We start from the raw sequence: 18,204 nt of genomic DNA on the forward strand, positions 1-18,204 counted from the left end.
CGGTTTCGGGTCAGACATTTGGAGACAACATGCCATTGATGAAATCCTGGGTGGCTTCGGCCAACGATCCGTCCCACCCGTTTCCGCAGAACAACCTGCCCTATGGGGTGTTTTCGGTGGGCGAAGACGAGCCCCGCTGCGGCGTTGCCATCGGCGATATGATCTTCGACATCACAACGGCTGAGCACGAAGGGTTGATCGCGTTGAGCGATGAGCCTCTGTTCGACCTGCCCTTTTGGAACCCTTTGATGGAACAAGGCCCCGCTGTCTGGACCGCGCTGCGTAACCGTCTGGTGGATTTGTTGTCCGAGGGTTCACAGGAACAGGGCGTCGTCGAACCGCTGCTGGTCGCACAGGCCGACGCTGAACTGCATATGCCCTTCGCAGTCAGCGAATACACCGATTTCTACGCGGGCCGCCACCACGCCTTCAACGTCGGCACCATGTTCCGGGGGCCGGAAAACGCGCTGCCGCCGAACTGGCTGCACCTGCCCATCGGGTATAACGGCCGTGCTTCATCCGTGGTGGTCTCGGGCACAGACATACGTCGCCCGTGGGGCCAGTTGAAATCCCCCGATCAGGAGTTGCCCGCTTTCCTGCCCAGCCGCCGCTTTGATATCGAGCTGGAGATGGGCGCCATTATCGGCACGCCATCCGACGGCCCGATCTCGGTCCAGCAGGCGGATGATCATATCTTCGGCTACGTCCTGCTGAACGACTGGTCGGCGCGCGATATTCAGGCGTGGGAGTATCAGCCCCTCGGTCCCTTTCAGGCCAAGGCCACGGCCACCTCGATCAGCCCATGGATTGTCACCAAAGCCGCGCTGGAACCATTCCGATGCGACACGCCGGAGCGCGAGTTCGAACTGCTGGATCACCTGAAGGACTGCGGCCCGATGCTGTACGATCTGGATCTTGAGGTCACGCTTGCGCCCGAAGGTCAGACCGCAACCACCATCGCGCGGACCAACTATAACGAAATGTACTACTCCGCCGCGCAGCAACTGGCGCATCACACGACCTCGGGCTGCCCGATGAACACAGGTGATCTGCTGGGATCCGGCACGATCTCGGGCCCCGAAAAGGAAAATCGCGGCTCGCTGCTGGAGCTAAGCTGGGGCGGAAAAGAGCCCATGACGCTGGACACCGGAGAAACCCGATCCTTTATCGAAGACGGCGACACGCTGACTTTGAAAGGCAGCGCCAAGGGGGACGGGTTCACAATCGGCTTCGGGGATTGCACCGGCACCGTTCTGCCCGCTCTGGAAAACCCTTACAAAACATAACGCTGCAGGCTTCATCTTTTCAAAAATACTCCCGCCGGAGGCGTCCGACATGCGCCACCGGCAACTCGGCGCGGGACCTCGCGACACGACCCGGGGCATTCCGCCGCATTTGATCCAGATCGTTTTGCGCCACCAGAATCGATGAGACGATGCCCCCAATACCCGCCAGCAACAGTCACGGCGCGGGTCATCGACAGATCAGGATTGGGGGTTGCCCATGAACAAGATATTCGACTTTCCGCTTTATGCCTATGAGCGCAGTTCGGACCAGGATTCCGCTGTTCCGACCCGTCACAAGGTTATCGTGATCGGGGCGGGTCCGGTCGGGTTGGCCGCCGCCATCGATCTGGCGCAACATGGCGTCGAAGTTGTGGTTCTGGACGAAAACGACAAGGTCAGTTTCGGCAGCCGCGCCATCTGTTTCTCGCAGCGCACCCTGGATATCGCCAACCGGCTGGGATGTGCGCGCCCGATTTTGGACAAGGGCGTGCAATGGGATCAGGGCAAGGTCTTCTTTGACACGCGCGAGGTTTATACCTTCGACGTCCAACCCGAAAAAGGCGCGGCCAACCCCGCCTTTATCAACCTGCAGCAATATTATCTGGAAGAGTTCCTTGTGGCGCGCGTGCGCGACCTGCAGGCCAGCGGCGCGCCGATCGACCTGCGGGGCGGCAACAAGGTCGAGGCCATTGGCACCCATGACGATCACGTCCGGCTGGAAGTCGCAACGCCCGAAGGCCCCTATGTTGTCGAGGCCGACTGGCTGATTGCCTGCGACGGGGCCAAATCTCCGACCCGGCAGATGCTGGGCATCGATTTCGACGGGCGCGTGTTCGAGGATAACTTCCTGATCGCCGATGTGATCATGGAGGCTGATTTCCCGTCCGAGCGTTGGTTCTGGTTTGACCCACCGTTCAACCGGGGCCAATCCGCACTGTTGCACAAGCAGCCAGACAATGTCTGGCGGATCGATCTGCAATTGGGCAACGACATTGATCCCGAAACAGAAAAACGCCCCGAAAACGTGATCCCACGCCTGAAGGCGATGTTGGGGGATGACGTTGAATTTCAGCTTGAATGGGTCTCGATCTACACGTTCCAGTGCCGCCGGATGGAGAGTTTCCGCAAAGATCGGGTTCTGTTTGCCGGTGACAGCGCGCATCAAGTCAGCCCGTTTGGCGCGATGGGCGCCAATTCCGGCATTCAGGATATCGACAACCTGTGCTGGAAACTGAAACTTGTGATGGACGGCAAGGCCCCCGAAACCCTGCTGGACAGCTATGTTGGTGAACGGGCGCAGGGCGCTGATGAAAACCTGCGCAAATCCAGCCAGTCCACGGAATTCATCACGCCCAAGTCCGACATGTCCCGCCTGTTGCGCGATGCCGTGCTGGACCTGAGCGAGGTCTATGACTTCGCACGCCCGCTGGTGAATTCAGGCCGTTTGAGCCAGCCGTGCACTTATGACGGGTCCGCGCTGAACTCGGCCGATGCGTTGGATGGGCCAGCGCTTACCCGTCCGGGCTCTGCCTGTCCGGATGTGCCGTTGGGCGATGAGTTCTTGCTGCCAAAACTAACCGACGGATTCACTCTGCTGACGATTGATGCCGAAGCGCCCGAGACACTCGAAGTAGACGGGATCGAGGTCACGCGTCTGGCACTGTCGGTCAAAGACGATCCGTCGCTGGCGCTGAAACGCGCCTTTCTGGGCAATGCGACCGGCGCGGTTTATCTGATCCGCCCCGATCAGCACATCGCTGCGCGCCGCGACAGTTTCGAAGAAAACGCATTCCGGCAGGCCATTCGCCGCGCCTGTGGTAAGGATTAAGCAAGATGACGGATGTAACCCTGACCCCGAACCTTGACGACCCGGATGCGTTCTATGCCGATCTTCTGGCCGCCCATGACGGTCTGGACAAGGCAGCCAGCGACGCGCTGAATGCACGGCTGGTGTTGGTCTTGGCCAATCATATCGGTGATGGCACAGTGCTGTCGCAGGCAATTCGGGCGGCAACGCTCAAAGGGGCCTGACAAGCCGCTTATTGGGGGATCCGCGTGACTGGCACTGTTCTTTATGACTACTGGCGGTCCTCGGCCAGTTACCGCGTGCGGATCGCCCTGAACCTCGCCGGGATAGCCTACCGTGCCGTTTCGGTTGATTTGACCAGCGCCGAGCAGCGCTCGGACACCCATCTGGCCCGCAACCCGCAAGGGCTTGTACCTGTACTCGAGATTGATGGCACACGTCTGACCCAGTCACTGGCCATTATCGAGTATCTGGATCAGACCCGTGGGCTGCGCCTCTTGCCTGACGACCCGGCCGAGCGTGCCAAGGCGCAAGCATTGGCGCACAGCATTGCCATCGATATTCATCCGGTCTGCAACCTGTCCGTGGCACAGTACGCCACGCAACTCAGAGGCGGCATCGACGGTATGCCGGGCGATTGGATGAAACGATTTATCCGGCCTGGTCTGCTGGCGTTTGAGACTCTGCTGGGCGGGTTCCAGCAAGCCCCTTATTGCACCGGATCCCGACCCGGGCTGGCTGATCTGTGCCTGATCCCACAGCTATACAACGCGCGCCGCTGGCAGGTGGATCTGTCGGATATGCCACACCTGCTGGATGTCGAGGCCGCCTGCGCAACCCTTCCGGCTTTTCAGGCCGCACACCCGGACCAGCACCAGCCCGAAACATAGCGCACATATTCTGTGTGTGCGTACGGGTATCAATCCTCTCGGCGCGCTCATACCTTGACGCAATCCGTCAAGAACGAGGTCGCAATGTCCGAGATCACCGGCTATCACGCGCATGTCTATTTCGACGCGCAGACGCAAGACACCGCCCAGCGCATCTGCGAAGAGGCCGCGCGCCTGTTCCCCGTGCAGAAGGGCCGCATGCACGCCCGCAATGTTGGCCCGCACCCCCGCTGGAGTTGCCAGTTGGGCTTTGCCGCCGACGCGTTCGATCAGGTCATCCCGTGGCTGATGCTCAACCGGCAAGGCCTGACCGTATTCACCCATCCCGAAACCGGAGATCACCTGGCCGATCACCGCGACCATGCGTTTTGGATGGGAGAGCTGTTGGAACTGGACCTGTCGATTTTCGACAAAGCCTAACCCAACGCGCGCGCCTGATCCCGCAATACGAATTTCTGGATCTTGCCGGTGGATGTCTTGGGCAATGCGCCGAACACCACTGTCTTGGGCGCTTTGAAATGGGCCATGTTGTCCCGGCAGAACGCAATCAACTCGGCCTCGGTCGCGGATGTGTCGGGTTTGAGTTCCACAAAGGCACACGGCGTTTCGCCCCATTTGGCATCGGGGCGGGCCACCACGGCGGCCTCCATCACCGCCGGATGCTTGTACAGGATGCCTTCCACTTCGACGGACGAGATATTTTCGCCCCCCGAAATGATGATATCTTTGGACCGGTCCTTGATGGCGATATAGCCATCCGGATGCATCACCCCCAAATCGCCTGAGGCAAACCATCCGCCGTTGAAGGCCGCGTCGGTGGCGTCGGGATTTTTCACATACCCCTTCATCACCACATTGCCCTGCATGAATATCTCACCCATCGTCTCGCCATCAGAAGGCACCGGCTGCAAGGTATCGGGGTCAGCAACCATCAGCCCGGACAGCGCGGTATAGCGCACCCCCTGCCGCACTTTCAGAACCGCGCGATCCTCGGGGCTTTTGTCATTCCATTCCTCTTTCCACGCACAGACGACCGAGGGGCCGTAGGTTTCCGTCAGACCGTAGACATGTGTCACCTCGACGCCCATCGCCTCCATCGCTTCGATCACGGCGGCGGGCGGCGGGGCGCCTGCGGTCATCACCTTGATCTGGTGCTCGAAGTCCTTCAGATGATCCGGCGCGTGGGCCAGCATGTTCAGCACAATCGGCGCACCGCAGAAATGGGTCACTTTCTCGTCCCGGAATGCGGCATAAATCGGCTCGGCCCGTACCGCGCGCAGGCAGATCGACACACCTGCGTTGGCCGCCATCGCCCAGGGGAAGCACCAGCCGTTGCAGTGAAACATTGGCAGGGTCCAAAGATAGACCGAATGCTTGGGCATATCCCAGTCCAGCAGGTCCGACTGCGCGTTCAGCGCCGCCCCCCGGTGATGGTAGACGACGCCTTTCGGATTGCCCGTCGTGCCCGAAGTGTAGTTCAGCGTGATCGCATCCCATTCATCGGCTGGCAGGGACCAGTCGAATTCCGGGTCGCCTTCGGATAGCAGAGTGTCATAGGTCAGATCACTCAGGCGCGTGCCGCCCTCGAAACTTGGGTCTTCAATGTCCACGACCAGTAGATCGTGATCGACCTGCTGCAACGCCTCTTTGACCACAGCCGAGAATTCAGGATCGACCAGCAGCACCTTCGCCTCGGCATGGTTTAGGATGAAGGCGATGATGGCCGCATCCAGCCGCGTATTGATCGCGTTCAGAACCGCGCCAGCCATGGGGATGGCAAAATGCGCCTCGTAAAGCTCGGGGATATTGGCCGCGATGATCGACACGGTATCCCCGCGCCCGATCCCCCGCGCGGACAGCGCACCCGCCAGACGGCGGCAACGTGCATAGGTTTCGACCCATGTATAGCGCCGTTCGCCATACACAACCGAGGGGTAATCGGGGTAAACCTGCGCGGTGCGTTCGATAAAGCTCAGCGGTGACAAGGGCGTGTAGTTCGCTCGGCACTTGTCCAGATGATCGTCATAGATGCTGGCTGACATCGGCTATCTCCCCATAAACCGTTTGGGCGACTTGATCACAAAGTCGCCATCCTGACAAATCCGTAAAACTACGACACCGATCCCGTCTGGCAATAAGGTATGATATGATCTGGCCCTATCTCAAACTGGCCATTCGCGGTGATCTAGAGCATCTCAAACAACCGACCGGGCGTGGACGCCTGTGTCCCGCGCGAAGCACTTCATTGAAAGGACATGTCATGGACGGCACGTTCAACGAAAACGATCTCTCCCGCGTCGTCGAAGCCGACCGCGCCCATATCTGGCATCACCTGTTCCAGCATAAGCCACTGGAAACAAGTGATCCACGCATCATTGTCGAGGGCAAAGGCATGCGTGTCTGGGATCAGAAGGGTAAAGAACACTTGGACGCTGTTTCAGGCGGGGTCTGGACAGTCAACGTCGGCTATGGCCGCGAGTCCATCGCGAAAGCGGTTTACGATCAGCTGATGAAGCTGTGCTATTTCGCGAACTCGGCGGGCTCGATTCCCGGGTCGATCTTTGCCGAAAACCTGATCGACAAGATGCCCGGCATGAGCCGCGTATATTACACCAACTCGGGCTCGGAAGCGAACGAGAAAGCCTTCAAGATAGTTCGTCAGATCGCCCACAAGCGTTATGGCGGCAAGAAGACCAAAATCTTGTATCGCGATCGCGACTATCACGGCTCGACCCTGGCAACCATGTCGGCGGGCGGTCAGGACGAACGTACGGCGCAATACGGTCCTTTCGCACCCGATTTCGTGCGTGTGCCCCATTGCATGGAATACCGCAAGCATGAGTTGGATGGCGCGCCCGAAGAGAATTTCGGCGAATGGGCTGCCAATCAGATCGAAGAGGTCATTCTGCGCGAAGGTCCCGACACAGTGGGTGCCCTGTGCCTTGAGCCGGTAACCGCTGGAGGCGGCGTGATCGAAGCGCCCGAGGGCTACTGGCCGCGCGTGCAGGAAATCTGCAAGAAATACGACGTGCTGCTGCATATCGATGAGGTGGTCTGCGGCGTGGGCCGCACCGGCACCTGGTTCGGCTATCAACAATATGGCATCAAGCCGGACTTCGTGACCATGGCAAAGGGTGTCGCCTCAGGCTATGCGGCGATTGCCTGCATGGTCACTACCGAGGAAGTCTTTGATATGTTCAAAGATGATGCCTCGGACCCGATGAACTACTTCCGCGATATCTCGACCTTTGGTGGCTGCACTGCGGGTCCGGCGGCCGCGATCGAGAACATGCGGATCATTCAGGATGAGAACCTGCTGGGCAACTGTTCTGCCATGGGCGACCGGATGATGGGCAACCTTCAGGCACTGATGGAAAAGCACAAAGTCATCGGCGACGTGCGCGGTAAGGGTCTGTTCCTGGGCGCTGAATTGGTCGCGGATCGTGGATCGAAAGAGCCGGTGGACGAGAAGTTGGCTCAGGCCGTTGTAGCCGACTGCATGGCACAGGGAGTGATCATCGGCGTCACCAACCGCTCGATCCCGAGCCGCAACAACACCCTGTGCTTCTCGCCCGCACTGATCGCGACGCCAGACGACATCGACCAGATCACCGACGCCGTTGACGGCGCACTGGGGCGTGTGTTCGGGTAAGATACCGCTGCAAAGCAACGATGAAAACCGGCGCCCACTGCGCCGGTTTTTTTGTTTTGATGGCCGATATGCGGACAAAGTGAGCTTTCGCTGTGGCTACGCCAATGTTTACTATACGCTTTTTAAGCGCTTAAGCCTCAGCTCGGATGGATCAACCGCGCACCGTCAACATAGACCTGTTTCCATTTTATGATCGAATACGATTTCCTGAGACCAGTCGGCCAGAACGGGTCATCATGCACCAGTTGATCGACTTCGTCCTCTGTGCCTGCTTCCACAATCCATAAACCGTCGCGCCCTTGACCTTCGGCGTCGGACAAAGGGCCAGCAGCCTCGATCTTGTCTGCGTTCTGCTCAAGGAAATCGAGGTGCTTAACCATGTGCGTTTTGCGGATATCAGGATCAGCGTCTGGTGCGTCTTCAAACAGGATGATGAACTTCAATTGTTTTCTCCTACAGATTTGTGAAATCATAGTTGCCACATCGAAATCGAAGATTGAGTCAGTAATACTGGAGATTTACTCTGCAAAAATGCAGAGTCATGATTGGAATGATCTAAAGTATCTTTTGGCGCTTCATCGCGAAGGAAAACTGACCGAAGCAGGGCGGACGGTTGGCGTCAGCGATACAACGGTAGCACGCCGAATAAAAACGCTTGAAGAGGCTTTGGCTACGACCCTTTTCTTGCGTAGCGCAAATGGGCGGTTCGAACCGACGGACGCTGCGTTGCGCATTCTGTCACACGCCGAGAAAATCGAGACGAGTCACGCTGCGATAAGCGCAATTTCAGGCGAAAGCACAAACAAGGTTACCGGTTCCGTACGTCTGAGCGCGGTGCCTGTTATCGTGAACCGTTTTCTGGTGCCTCATCTTCCTCTTTTGACCCGCCTCCATCCAGACCTCAGCGTCGAGCTTGTTCCGCGTGCGGACAATCTGAACTTGTCCAAGCGTGAGGCCGATCTATCAGTTCGCTTTGCACGTCCATCTGATGGGGGTCTACGCACCAAAGCGCAAAAGCTGGGCGAGATTTCATTCGTTGCCTGTGCTGCAAGTTTTGTCTCACCGGAGCAATGTGCGAAATTGGGTTGGATCACCTACGACGAGGCACATTCTCGCCTGCCGCAGGCGCGTTGGCTTGAAAGGACCGCGAGGTCAGAACACCTGCGTGCGGGTTTGCGAGTAATGGACGTTGAGACGGCGATTCAGGCCGTAGCGGCGGGAATTGGAAAAACGCTACTTCCAAGAGCAATCGTATTGTCCGATTCAAGATTTCGAGTAATCGAGCCAAAAAACTGCGCCAAGCTTCCGAGAAGGGAAGTTTGGATGTTGTCGCATGCGGATCAGACATTAAGAGCGTCGTTTACAGCAGCCAAAGAGTGGTTGATTGGTCTGAACTGGCAATGACGCACGGTTCAAAAGCGGCCATTCATGCAAGGCGAAGCATGTGTCACGTTGGGCTCGAAACCGACATCCCTCCTACCTAAAACAAAAAAGCCGCCCCAAATGGGACGGCCCTTTTTTCACTGTCTCTTTTCAGAGGATCAGGCAGCCAGAGCGGCCTGTGCTTTGGCAACGATCGCGCCGAACGCTTCCGGTTCGTGCACGGCCAGGTCGGCCAGAACTTTGCGGTCCACTTCGATACCGGCCAGGTTCAGGCCGTTGATGAAGCGGGAATAGGTCAGAGCCTCGTCATGCGAACGCACAGCCGCGTTGATACGCTGAATCCAAAGCGCGCGGAAGTTGCGCTTGCGGTTCTTGCGGTCGCGGGTTGCGTACTGGTTGGCCTTGTCGACGGCCTGACGGGCAACCTTGAAGGTGCTCTTGCGGCGGCCATAGTAACCTTTGGCGGCCTTGATGACCTTCTTGTGACGGGCGTGAGTTACGGTTCCACCTTTAACGCGGGACATCTCTTAATCTCCTCTTAGCGATCGTAGGGCATGTAGCCCTTGACGATCTTGGCGTCGGGGGCGGACAGGGTGGTGTTGCCACGGGCGTCGCGGATGAATTTCTTGGTCCGCTTGATCATGCCGTGCCGTTTGCCGGCCTGGCCAGCAAGGACCTTACCGGTCGCAGTCACCTTGAAGCGCTTTTTGGCGCTCGACTTGGTCTTCATCTTAGGCATTTCCGTCTCCTTTTTCGGGTTCGGTTTCAGACGCGACTCGGCATGCCATCTCGGCCGGTCACGCGATCAGAAGCGCCGTTTACGCAAGTTCGGTCATACTGGCAAGGGGGTTCGGGCCAGAATCTGCGATTTTCGCAGGCTGGCAGCGTACCGGGGCGACAAAGGCCGCCCCGGTCGTTGGGTCAGTGTTCGAATTTGCGGATCTCGCCGCTTTTCAAACGTTCTGCGTAGGACGCCAGTTCCTGACGCACCACTTTCATCAGGAAGTACAGCGCAAAGACGTTCACAACCGCCATGGCAAAGATCGCCGCATCCGAGAAGTCGATGACCGGGCCAAGATTGGCCGCCGCACCGATCACCACGAAGATGCAGAAGATGATCTTGAACACCAGTTCCTTGGTGTGACCTTCGCCGAACAGATAGGTCCAGGCCTTGAGGCCATAGTAGGACCAGCTGATCATGGTCGAGAAGGCGAACAGCACCACGGCAATCGCCAGGATGAACGGGAACCAGCTGAAGGCGCTGCCGAAGGCCGCCGAAGTCAGGCTGACGCCCGAGTTGCCGTCGACGGTGGCGATGGCATTGCCTGCCTCGTTCAGCATGTAGTTGCCGGTTGCCGGATCAACGATCAGCTGCTGGGTGATGATGATCACCAGCGCCGTCATGGTACAGATCACGACGGTATCGATGAACGGCTCAAGCAGCGACACGAAGCCTTCGGTGATCGGTTCCTTGGTCCGCACCGCCGAGTGTGCAATCGCGGCCGAGCCAACGCCTGCTTCGTTCGAGAACGCCGCACGGCGGAAGCCCTGGATCAGCGCGCCAACCATGCCGCCAGCAACACCGAGGCCCGTGAAGGCGCCAGCAAAAATCTGGCCAAAGGCCCAGCCGATCTGATCCGCGTGCATGATGATGATGACCAATGCGGCCAGCACATACATGACACCCATGAAGGGAACGACCTTTTCGGTCACGCGCGCGATGGATTTCAGGCCGCCCACGATCACCGCAAAGACGATGGCCGCAAAGACCAGACCGGTGATCCAGCCCGGATAGTCCCCGACGATGCCTGCAATTTGCTGATGCGCCTGATTGGCCTGGAACATGTTGCCCCCGCCCAGCGCGCCAAGGATACAGAAGATCGAGAACAGAACCGCCAGAATCTTACCACCCGGCAGGCCCAGTTCGGCAAAGCCCTTGGACATATAGTACATCGGACCACCCGAAACGGTGCCGTCTTCGTATTCGTTGCGGTATTTCACACCCAGCGTACATTCGGTGAATTTCGACGCCATGCCCAAAAGGCCCGCGACGATCATCCAGAAGGTCGCGCCCGGTCCGCCGATCCCAATGGCAACGGCCACACCGGCGATGTTGCCCAGACCGACCGTACCCGACAGGGCTGTGGCCAGAGCCTGAAAGTGGCTGACCTCACCCGCATCGTTCGGGTCGGAATAGTCGCCTTTGACCAGGCTGATAGAGTGTCCGAAGAACCGAAACTGAACAAAGGCAAAATAAAGCGTGAACACGGTCGCCGCGACCACCAGCCAGCCGACGATCCACGGGAACCCGGTTCCCGGGAACGGCGCAAAGATAAAGCTGACAAACGGCCCGGTCGCATCGGCGAAGGCCTGATTGATCTTGTCGTCCAGACCCGGCGCCTCTTGGGCCGTTGCCGCACCTGCCACCAGCATCGATACGACAAGAAGACTGAGATATTTGAAGGTTTTCATTTTCTACCCCCTTAGTTCACAACGGTGACTGGCACGTCGGCATGCATCACCAGATTCTGCGTGGCGCTGCCAAACAGCCGCTTCTTGATGCCGTCAGCCGAAGCGCGGCCAACCACAATCTGCGATCCGCCGTTTTCGACAGTGATCTTGTTCAGCGTCTCGGCCACGTCTCCGTGCCGCACGACGCCATGCGCCTGGAATCCGGCCGCATTCAACGCGTCCACAGCAGGGGTCACGATGCGGGTTGTTGCCAGCTCGACCTCTTCCTCGCGCCGTTTGTGGCGTTGTGCGTTTTCTTCAGGGGTTTGGAATGTGTACGGGGACCATTCGATCACATAAGCGACCAAAAGCTCGCACGTATTCAGCCGTTCCGCCAGGTCTTTGGCGAAGGCCAATGCGCGCTCTCCGGTTTCTGTCCCGTCCAGTCCTATGACAATTTTCGCTGTCATCTCGTTCCTCCGTTTTCGTTGTTATCCGGGGCCCGTGCCCCCGGCAGAGCAGCCGGAACTTGGAACTTGTGAATTTGACTGCCCATAGGGTCTTTATCCGAAATTTCCATCAGAAAATGAAATCTATTCTGCAAAATTCGCCCCAAGCGGTCAAATTTCGCTTAAAAATCAGCGATATTCGCGTGGTGAAACAAGCCCGCCCGGCATGATGCGGGGCGGGTTGAGGGGCTGATTTGTATCGGGCTTATTCGGGATCGGTGCTGTAGATCAGCCGTTCGTCACATGGTGCAACCCGCAGGATGTTTGTCGTGCCGGGGACGTTAAAGGGCACACCGGCGGTTACGACGATCTGGTCGCTCTCCGTTGCAAACCCGCCGGCCCGCGCGGCGCGTGCGGCGTTGACCACGGCCCCCTTGAACCGTTGCAACTCGGGCGTCATCACACAATTGCAGCCCCAGCTCAGGCACAGCCTGCGCGCCGTGCCCATCTGGGATGTCATGGCAATGATCGGCACACCGGGTCGCTCGCGCGCGGTCAATGAGGCTGTGGTGCCACTTTGGGTAAAGCAGCAGATCGCCTTGATGTCCGTTTTCTCGGCGATTTCGCGGGCAGCTGCGACAATGCCATCCGCAACGGTCGTGCCCTTGGCCGTGCGCGAGGCGGCAATGATCTGCACATAGGTCGGGTCGGCCTCGACCTCGATGGCGACCTTGTTCATGGTCTGAACCGCTTCGATCGGATACGAGCCTGCGGCGGATTCCGCGCTCAGCATGATTGCGTCCGTCCCCTCATAGATTGCGGTCGCCACATCCGAAACCTCGGCGCGGGTGGGCATCGGGCTTTCGATCATGCTTTCCAGCATCTGGGTAGCGACGATCACCGGCTTGGCAGCGCCACGGCACTTGCGCACCAGACGTTTCTGGATCGGAGGCACCGCCGAGACCGGCAGTTCCACGCCCAGATCGCCACGCGCGACCATGATCCCGTCCGAGGCATCCAGAATATCGTCAAAGGCCTGCACGGCGGCGGGCTTTTCGATCTTCGACAGGATCGCGGCACGGCCATCCGCCAGCGCGCGTGCCTCGAACACGTCCTTGGCGCGCTGAACAAAGCTGAGCGCCAGCCAGTCGACGCCCAGCTGGCAGACAAATTCCAGATCGTCGCGATCCTTGGCCGACAACGCGGCCAGCGGCAGCACGACATCGGGAACGTTCACACCCTTGCGGTTCGAGATTGTGCCACCAATCTCAACCGTGCAATTGGCATAGTTCTGCCCACAATCATTGACGATCAGGCGAATCTTGCCGTCATTGACCAGCAGCCGCGCGCCGGGTTCGAGGGCGGCAAAAATCTCGGGGTGCGGCAGGCAGACACGGGCCGCATCCCCGGCCTGCGGGTCAAGGTCCAGTCGGAACGCGGCACCCTCTTCCAGTTCCTCTGCATCATTAGCAAATACGCCGACGCGCAGTTTGGGGCCCTGCAAGTCGGCCAGAATCGCAATCGGGCTGTCCAGATCCTTTTCCACCTGACGGATAATGCGATGCCGTTCGCGGATCTCGTCGTGGCTGCCGTGGCTCATGTTCAGGCGAAACACATCCGCCCCAGCCTCGTGCAGGGCACGAATGGTGTCATAGTCGTTGGACGCCGGTCCCAGCGTCGCCACAATTTTCACATTTCTAAGGCGTCGCATTGGTCTTGCTCTCCTCGATCCCACGGTGTTAGGGCAATGTTACCGCAAACATTGCCTTGGCTGCTTATTGCGCAATTCCCTTTCCGAAGCAACTGCCATACACCTGCGGCAAACTTGATGACAGGCTTATGACGTACACTCCGTTCTTTATCCACGGCGAGGATCGCCCGTCCCGCTGGCTGATCACCTGCGACCACGCAACCAATACCGTTCCGCCCGACGTGGGTGACGGCGACCTCGGCCTGCCGCGTGAAGATATGGAGCGTCACATCGCCTATGATGTCGGTGCCTACGAGGTATCGAAACATCTGGGCGAAATCCTGAATGCGCCGGTGATCGCCGCCAATTTCTCGCGCCTGGTGATCGACCCGAACCGGGGTGAGGATGACCCGACCTTGCTGATGAAGCTGTACGACGGCTCGATCATCCCGGGCAACCGCCACGCCGATGCGGCCGAGCGCGAGCGTCGCCTGAACATGTGTTACCGCCCGTATCACGAGGCACTTGGACGGTTGGCCGCCCTGCCCCATGCGGTTGTCGTGTCGATGCATTCCTTCACCCGCCAACTGCGTGGCCGCGAACCAAGGCCCTGGCATATTGGCGTGCTGCACACCCCGGACGAGCGATTCGCGGGTCCTTTGATTGACCGGTTAAGGGCCGAGGACGACCTGTGCGTCGGCGTGAACGAGCCCTATACCGGGGTCCTGCCCGGTGACGCGATTGACAAGCATTGCACAACCCATGGCCGCCCCAACGCCCTGATCGAGCTGCGCAATGATCTGATCGCAGATAACGCCGGGCAACGGGAATGGGCCGAGCGGCTGGCAGTTGTCCTGACGGACGCGCTGGAGGAAAGCGACCTTTAGTCTCAGATCCTCAACGGGTATTCCACACCTGATCCTGCCTCCCCATATAATGAAGGAAAGGAGGCAGGTATGACTCAAGAGTTCCTGACAAGCTTCTTTGGCTGGATGGCGGTGCTGAATATCGCCATTTTGTTGTTCACCACTATGATGATCGTCCTGATGCAGGACTGGATCGCCGGTATTCACGGTCGGATGTTCCAGATGGACCGCGCGGATGTGAAACAGGCGTATTTCCGGTATCTCGCCAATTACAAGATCCTCACCCTGATCTTCTGCATCATCCCATGGCTGGCCCTGAAACTGGTCTGACACGCTGTTTGTTGAAACATCGCCACCGGACCGCTAGGTCAGGTGGGACACGCACCAGAACCACCCGGAGCCAGACTTATGGACAAGCAAACCGAAATCGAACTTCAGGCCGCCGCCTTCCGCCGGTTGCAACAACACCTGATGGAAGACCGCACGGACGTGCAAAACATCGACATGATGAATCTGGCCGGGTTCTGCCGAAATTGCCTGTCGCGCTGGTATCAGGAAGCGGCCAATGAAAAGGGCATCGAGATGGGCAAGGACGAAGCCCGCCAGATTTTCTACGGCATGACCATGGATGAGTGGAAGGCCAACTACCAGACCGAGGCCAGCCCCGAAAAACAGGCCGCCTTCAAGGTCGCCTTCGAGGAAAACGTCACCAAGAAAGGCTGACACCCCAAAACGAATAAGGCCCGCCGGATTGGCGGGCCTTTTCTTTAGATCGCCGCTTTACGGCTTTCGTCCAGATAAATCTCGCGCAGACGTTTGGCGACCGGGCCGGGCGTCCCGTCGCCCAGCGTCACGCCGTCAATCTCGATCACCGGCATGACAAAGGCGCTGGCCGAGGTGGTGAAGGCTTCGTCCGCCTCTTTGGCCTCGTCGATGGTGAACAGACGCTCTTCGATTTCCATCTGCGCCTCAGCCGCCATACGCAGCACGGCCTTGCGGGTGATGCCGTGCAGGATGTCGTTGGACAGCGGGCGGGTAACGATCTTGCCGTTCTTGACGAAAAAGGCGTTGTTGCTGGTGCCTTCGGTCACATAGCCATCCTCGATCAGCCATGCATCGTCGCAACCGGCTTTCTTGGCCATCATCTTGCCCATCGACGGGTAGAGCAGCTGCACGGTCTTGATGTCACGACGACCCCAGCGCAGGTCATCAATCGAGATGATCTTGGCACCTTTCTTGGCCGCCGGGCTATCCGCCAGACCCGGCTTGTTCTGCGTGAACAGAACGAGGCTGGGTTTGGTATCCGCCGACGGGAACACAAAATCCCGGTCGCCATCCGATCCGCGGCTGACCTGCAGGTAAACCAGACCTTCCTCGATGCCGTTCAATTCAACCAGCTTGCGGTGAATCTCCAGCAGCTCCTCCTTGGAGCACGGCTCGGCCATCTCCAGCTCATCCAAGGACCGCTTGAGGCGCACGGCGTGGCCTTCGAAATCGATCAGCTTGCCGTCCAGAATGCTGGTCACTTCGTAAACGGCGTCCGCGAACAGATAACCACGGTCAAAGATCGAAACCTTGGCTTCGGTCTCGGGCAGGTATTCGCCATTCACATAAACGGTGCGAGTCATGTATCTCTCCTTAGCCCCAAAGTGCCGCCATGGGCGGGTGCACTCCGGCATCATCAAATGTCAGCGGTGTCGCGCGGTCTTCGGCCAACAACAGCGGGCCGTCAAGGTCCGTTACCATCGCACCCTGCGCCAACAAGGTCGCAGGGGCCATCGCCAACGAGCTTCCGACCATGCAGCCGACCATCACGCGATAACCCTCGGCCAGCGCCGCTTCGCGCAGGGCCAGCGCCTCGGTCAGACCGCCGGTCTTGTCGAGCTTGATGTTGACCACATCATACTTGCCCTTCAGCTTGGGCAGGCTGGTCCGGTCATGGCAGGATTCATCGGCACAGACAGGCACCGGACGCTCCATCCCGATCAGCGCGTCATCCTGTCCGGCGGGCAAAGGCTGCTCGACCAGGGCCACACCCAGACGCACCAGATGCGGCGCCAGATCGGCGTAAACCTCAGCCGACCAGCCTTCGTTCGCATCCACAATGATCTTGGCATCCGGCGCGCCCGCGCGCACGGCTTCAAGACGGGGCATGTCGTCCGGGGTGCCCAACTTGATCTTCAGCAGGGGGCGGTAGGCATTCTCAGCCGCCTGCTTCTGCATCGCCTCGGGCGTGTCAAGCGACAGGGTATAAGCGGTGATTTCAGGCCCCGGCACCGGCAACCCGGCCAGATCCCAGGCGCGCTTGCCCGCCCGCTTGGCCTCAAGATCCCACAGCGCACAATCCACCGCGTTCCGCGCCGCGCCCGCAGGCAACAGGTCCATCAGCGCCTGACGTGTGAACTCCGCAGGCAACCCGGCGATCTCGGCCTCAACGGATTCGAGCGTCTCGTCATACCGCGCATAGGGCACACATTCGCCCCAGCCTTCATGCGCCCCATCCGACAGCCGTACCGTCAGCACCTTTGCCTCGGTCCGCGACCCGCGCGAGATGGTGAACACCTGCGCCAGCCGGAATACATCACGAGAGACGTCAATCTGCACGCGCCCGCTCCTTCTTCTCGTTCAAAATACGGCCGCCGGAGACGGATCAACACCCGCCCCCGGCGCGCCGTTCAGATCACAGCGCGGCCAGCGCGTCTACCAGTTTACCGGCACCAAAACGGTACGGGTCGGTGGCGGGCAGGCCCATTTCGGCCTCAACCTTGGCGATATAGGCCTTCGCCTCATCCTCGCTCAGGTGCTGGGTGTTGATCGACACGCCGACCACCTGACAGTCCGGGTTTGCAACCCGTGCCAGCGGCAATGCGGTATCGCGCAGCTGCGGCAGCGTCGGCAGGGAATACTCGGGCAGACCACGCATATGCGTCCGGGTGGGTTCGTGACACAGGATCAGGGCATCCGGCTGACCGCCGTGGATCAGCGCCATGGTGACGCCGGAATACGAGACATGGAACAGAGAGCCCTGCCCTTCGATGTGATCCCAGTGATCCTCATCATTCTCCGGCGTCAGGTATTCCACCGAGCCTGCCATGAAGTCCGCGACAACAGCGTCCAGAGGCACGCCCTGACCGGTGATCAGAATACCGGTCTGACCAGTGGCGCGGAATGTCGACTTCATGCCACGGCTGCGCATTTCGGCGTCCATGGACATGGCGGTGTACATCTTACCGGCGGAACAGTCGGTTCCAACGGCAAGGCAGCGCTTGCCGCTGCGCTTTTTGCCGTTTGCGATCGGGTAGCCGACGGTCGGTACGCGAACGTCGTGCAATGTGCCGCCGTGGGTCTGCGCCGCTGCGACCAGATCGCCCTCGTCCCGCAGCAGGTTGTGCAGGCCCGACGCCAGATCGTAGCCCATTTCCAACGCAGCAATCAGAACCTCTTTCCAGGCCTGGCTGATCACGCCGCCACGGTTCGCAACGCCGATAACCAGGGTCTTGGCACCGGCGGCTTTGCCTTCTTCAAGCGTCATGTCGGTCATGCCCAGGTCGGCCTTGCAGCCGTCCATCCGCAATTGGCCAACGGCGTTCTCGGGACGCCAGTCCCGGATGCCGATTGCAACTTTGGCGGCCAGTTGGTCGGGCGCATCGCCCAAAAACAGCAGGTACGGTGTCTCGATCATTGCGGTCACTCCTTTGATTCCGACGCAAAGTAGACAAGCGGCAATACG

General features: G+C 59.3%; 20 protein-coding genes. 10 read left to right on the forward strand and 10 right to left on the reverse strand.

Features of this window, described 5'->3' with window-relative positions:
• Positions 1–29 precede the first annotated feature (29 nt).
• The 5 genes from fahA to ACR0LW_RS12510 all read left to right on the forward strand — a co-directional run bounded on the left by fahA (position 30) and on the right by ACR0LW_RS12510 (position 4,403).
• Entirely contained in the window at positions 30–1,286 is a 1,257-nt protein-coding gene (gene fahA / locus ACR0LW_RS12490; protein ID WP_480882831.1) for a fumarylacetoacetase, read from the forward strand.
• Between the two features lie 217 nt (positions 1,287–1,503).
• Positions 1,504–3,114 (forward strand): FAD-dependent oxidoreductase, encoded by a 1,611-nt coding sequence (locus ACR0LW_RS12495; protein WP_480882832.1) that lies wholly within the window; start codon positions 1,504–1,506, stop codon positions 3,112–3,114.
• Between the two features lie 5 nt (positions 3,115–3,119).
• Positions 3,120–3,317: a DUF2783 domain-containing protein gene (locus tag ACR0LW_RS12500; RefSeq protein WP_480708612.1), complete on the forward strand. Its 198-nt coding sequence runs from the start codon at positions 3,120–3,122 to the stop codon at positions 3,315–3,317.
• A gap of 24 nt (positions 3,318–3,341) precedes the next feature.
• Positions 3,342–3,983 (forward strand): maleylacetoacetate isomerase, encoded by a 642-nt coding sequence (maiA, locus tag ACR0LW_RS12505; RefSeq protein ID WP_480882833.1) that lies wholly within the window; start codon positions 3,342–3,344, stop codon positions 3,981–3,983.
• Positions 3,984–4,067: 84 nt separating this feature from the next.
• Entirely contained in the window at positions 4,068–4,403 is a 336-nt protein-coding gene (locus ACR0LW_RS12510; protein ID WP_170454785.1) for a DOPA 4,5-dioxygenase family protein, read from the forward strand.
• Here ACR0LW_RS12510 and ACR0LW_RS12515 read toward each other — a convergent pair.
• Complete coding sequence (locus ACR0LW_RS12515) at positions 4,400–6,025, reverse strand: acyl-CoA synthetase (RefSeq protein WP_480882834.1); 1,626 nt, start codon at positions 6,023–6,025, stop codon at positions 4,400–4,402. The two genes, ACR0LW_RS12510 and ACR0LW_RS12515, sit on opposite strands and share 4 nt — an antisense overlap.
• Before the next feature lie 218 nt (positions 6,026–6,243).
• Between ACR0LW_RS12515 and ACR0LW_RS12520 the strand changes: the two genes are divergently transcribed.
• On the forward strand, positions 6,244–7,635 hold the full coding sequence (locus tag ACR0LW_RS12520) for an aminotransferase class III-fold pyridoxal phosphate-dependent enzyme (RefSeq protein ID WP_170520125.1): 1,392 nt from the start codon (positions 6,244–6,246) through the stop codon (positions 7,633–7,635).
• 137 nt (positions 7,636–7,772) lie between these two features.
• Here the strand turns inward: ACR0LW_RS12520 and ACR0LW_RS12525 are convergent, their stop codons facing one another.
• The gene (locus ACR0LW_RS12525) at positions 7,773–8,078 is read right to left on the reverse strand and encodes a YciI family protein (protein WP_170454790.1); all 306 of its coding nucleotides are present in this window, start codon (positions 8,076–8,078) and stop codon (positions 7,773–7,775) included.
• Between ACR0LW_RS12525 and ACR0LW_RS12530 the strand changes: the two genes are divergently transcribed.
• On the forward strand, positions 8,065–9,039 hold the full coding sequence (locus ACR0LW_RS12530) for a LysR family transcriptional regulator (protein ID WP_480882835.1): 975 nt from the start codon (positions 8,065–8,067) through the stop codon (positions 9,037–9,039). The two genes, ACR0LW_RS12525 and ACR0LW_RS12530, sit on opposite strands and share 14 nt — an antisense overlap.
• A gap of 137 nt (positions 9,040–9,176) precedes the next feature.
• On the opposite strand, the gene rplT is transcribed toward ACR0LW_RS12530, so the two are convergent.
• From rplT to pyk, 5 genes are all read right to left on the reverse strand, one after another.
• A complete protein-coding gene (rplT, locus tag ACR0LW_RS12535; RefSeq protein WP_008756009.1) occupies positions 9,177–9,542 on the reverse strand; it encodes a 50S ribosomal protein L20 in 366 nt (121 codons plus the stop codon).
• Between the two features lie 14 nt (positions 9,543–9,556).
• Entirely contained in the window at positions 9,557–9,757 is a 201-nt protein-coding gene (gene rpmI / locus ACR0LW_RS12540) for a 50S ribosomal protein L35 (protein ID WP_010443552.1), read from the reverse strand.
• Positions 9,758–9,939: 182 nt separating this feature from the next.
• A complete protein-coding gene (locus tag ACR0LW_RS12545; RefSeq protein ID WP_170520119.1) occupies positions 9,940–11,490 on the reverse strand; it encodes an alanine/glycine:cation symporter family protein in 1,551 nt (516 codons plus the stop codon).
• 11 nt (positions 11,491–11,501) lie between these two features.
• A complete protein-coding gene (locus ACR0LW_RS12550) occupies positions 11,502–11,939 on the reverse strand; it encodes a universal stress protein (protein WP_170454796.1) in 438 nt (145 codons plus the stop codon).
• A gap of 244 nt (positions 11,940–12,183) precedes the next feature.
• Entirely contained in the window at positions 12,184–13,629 is a 1,446-nt protein-coding gene (gene pyk / locus ACR0LW_RS12555) for a pyruvate kinase (protein ID WP_480585233.1), read from the reverse strand.
• A 128-nt stretch (positions 13,630–13,757) separates the two neighbouring features.
• Here pyk and ACR0LW_RS12560 point away from each other — a divergent pair, with 128 nt between their 5' ends.
• The 3 genes from ACR0LW_RS12560 (at position 13,758) to ACR0LW_RS12570 (ending at position 15,197) form a co-directional block, all read left to right on the forward strand.
• Positions 13,758–14,495 (forward strand): N-formylglutamate amidohydrolase, encoded by a 738-nt coding sequence (locus tag ACR0LW_RS12560; RefSeq protein ID WP_480882836.1) that lies wholly within the window; start codon positions 13,758–13,760, stop codon positions 14,493–14,495.
• Positions 14,496–14,564: 69 nt separating this feature from the next.
• Positions 14,565–14,804, forward strand: coding sequence for a DUF6868 family protein (locus tag ACR0LW_RS12565; RefSeq protein ID WP_480882837.1), 240 nt, complete (start codon positions 14,565–14,567; stop codon positions 14,802–14,804).
• A 78-nt stretch (positions 14,805–14,882) separates the two neighbouring features.
• The gene (locus tag ACR0LW_RS12570; RefSeq protein WP_480585224.1) at positions 14,883–15,197 is read left to right on the forward strand and encodes a DUF1244 domain-containing protein; all 315 of its coding nucleotides are present in this window, start codon (positions 14,883–14,885) and stop codon (positions 15,195–15,197) included.
• Between the two features lie 44 nt (positions 15,198–15,241).
• Here the strand turns inward: ACR0LW_RS12570 and ACR0LW_RS12575 are convergent, their stop codons facing one another.
• The 3 genes from ACR0LW_RS12575 to dgcN form a co-directional block, all read right to left on the reverse strand.
• Entirely contained in the window at positions 15,242–16,102 is an 861-nt protein-coding gene (locus tag ACR0LW_RS12575) for a D-amino-acid transaminase (RefSeq protein ID WP_170520102.1), read from the reverse strand.
• Positions 16,103–16,112: 10 nt separating this feature from the next.
• A complete protein-coding gene (gene dgcA / locus ACR0LW_RS12580; RefSeq protein WP_480708617.1) occupies positions 16,113–17,078 on the reverse strand; it encodes an N-acetyl-D-Glu racemase DgcA in 966 nt (321 codons plus the stop codon).
• A 76-nt stretch (positions 17,079–17,154) separates the two neighbouring features.
• Positions 17,155–18,156 (reverse strand): N-acetyltransferase DgcN, encoded by a 1,002-nt coding sequence (gene dgcN, locus ACR0LW_RS12585; RefSeq protein ID WP_480882838.1) that lies wholly within the window; start codon positions 18,154–18,156, stop codon positions 17,155–17,157.
• Positions 18,157–18,204: the final 48 nt, after the last annotated feature.

Source organism: Ruegeria sp. N4 (genome assembly GCF_056531425.1).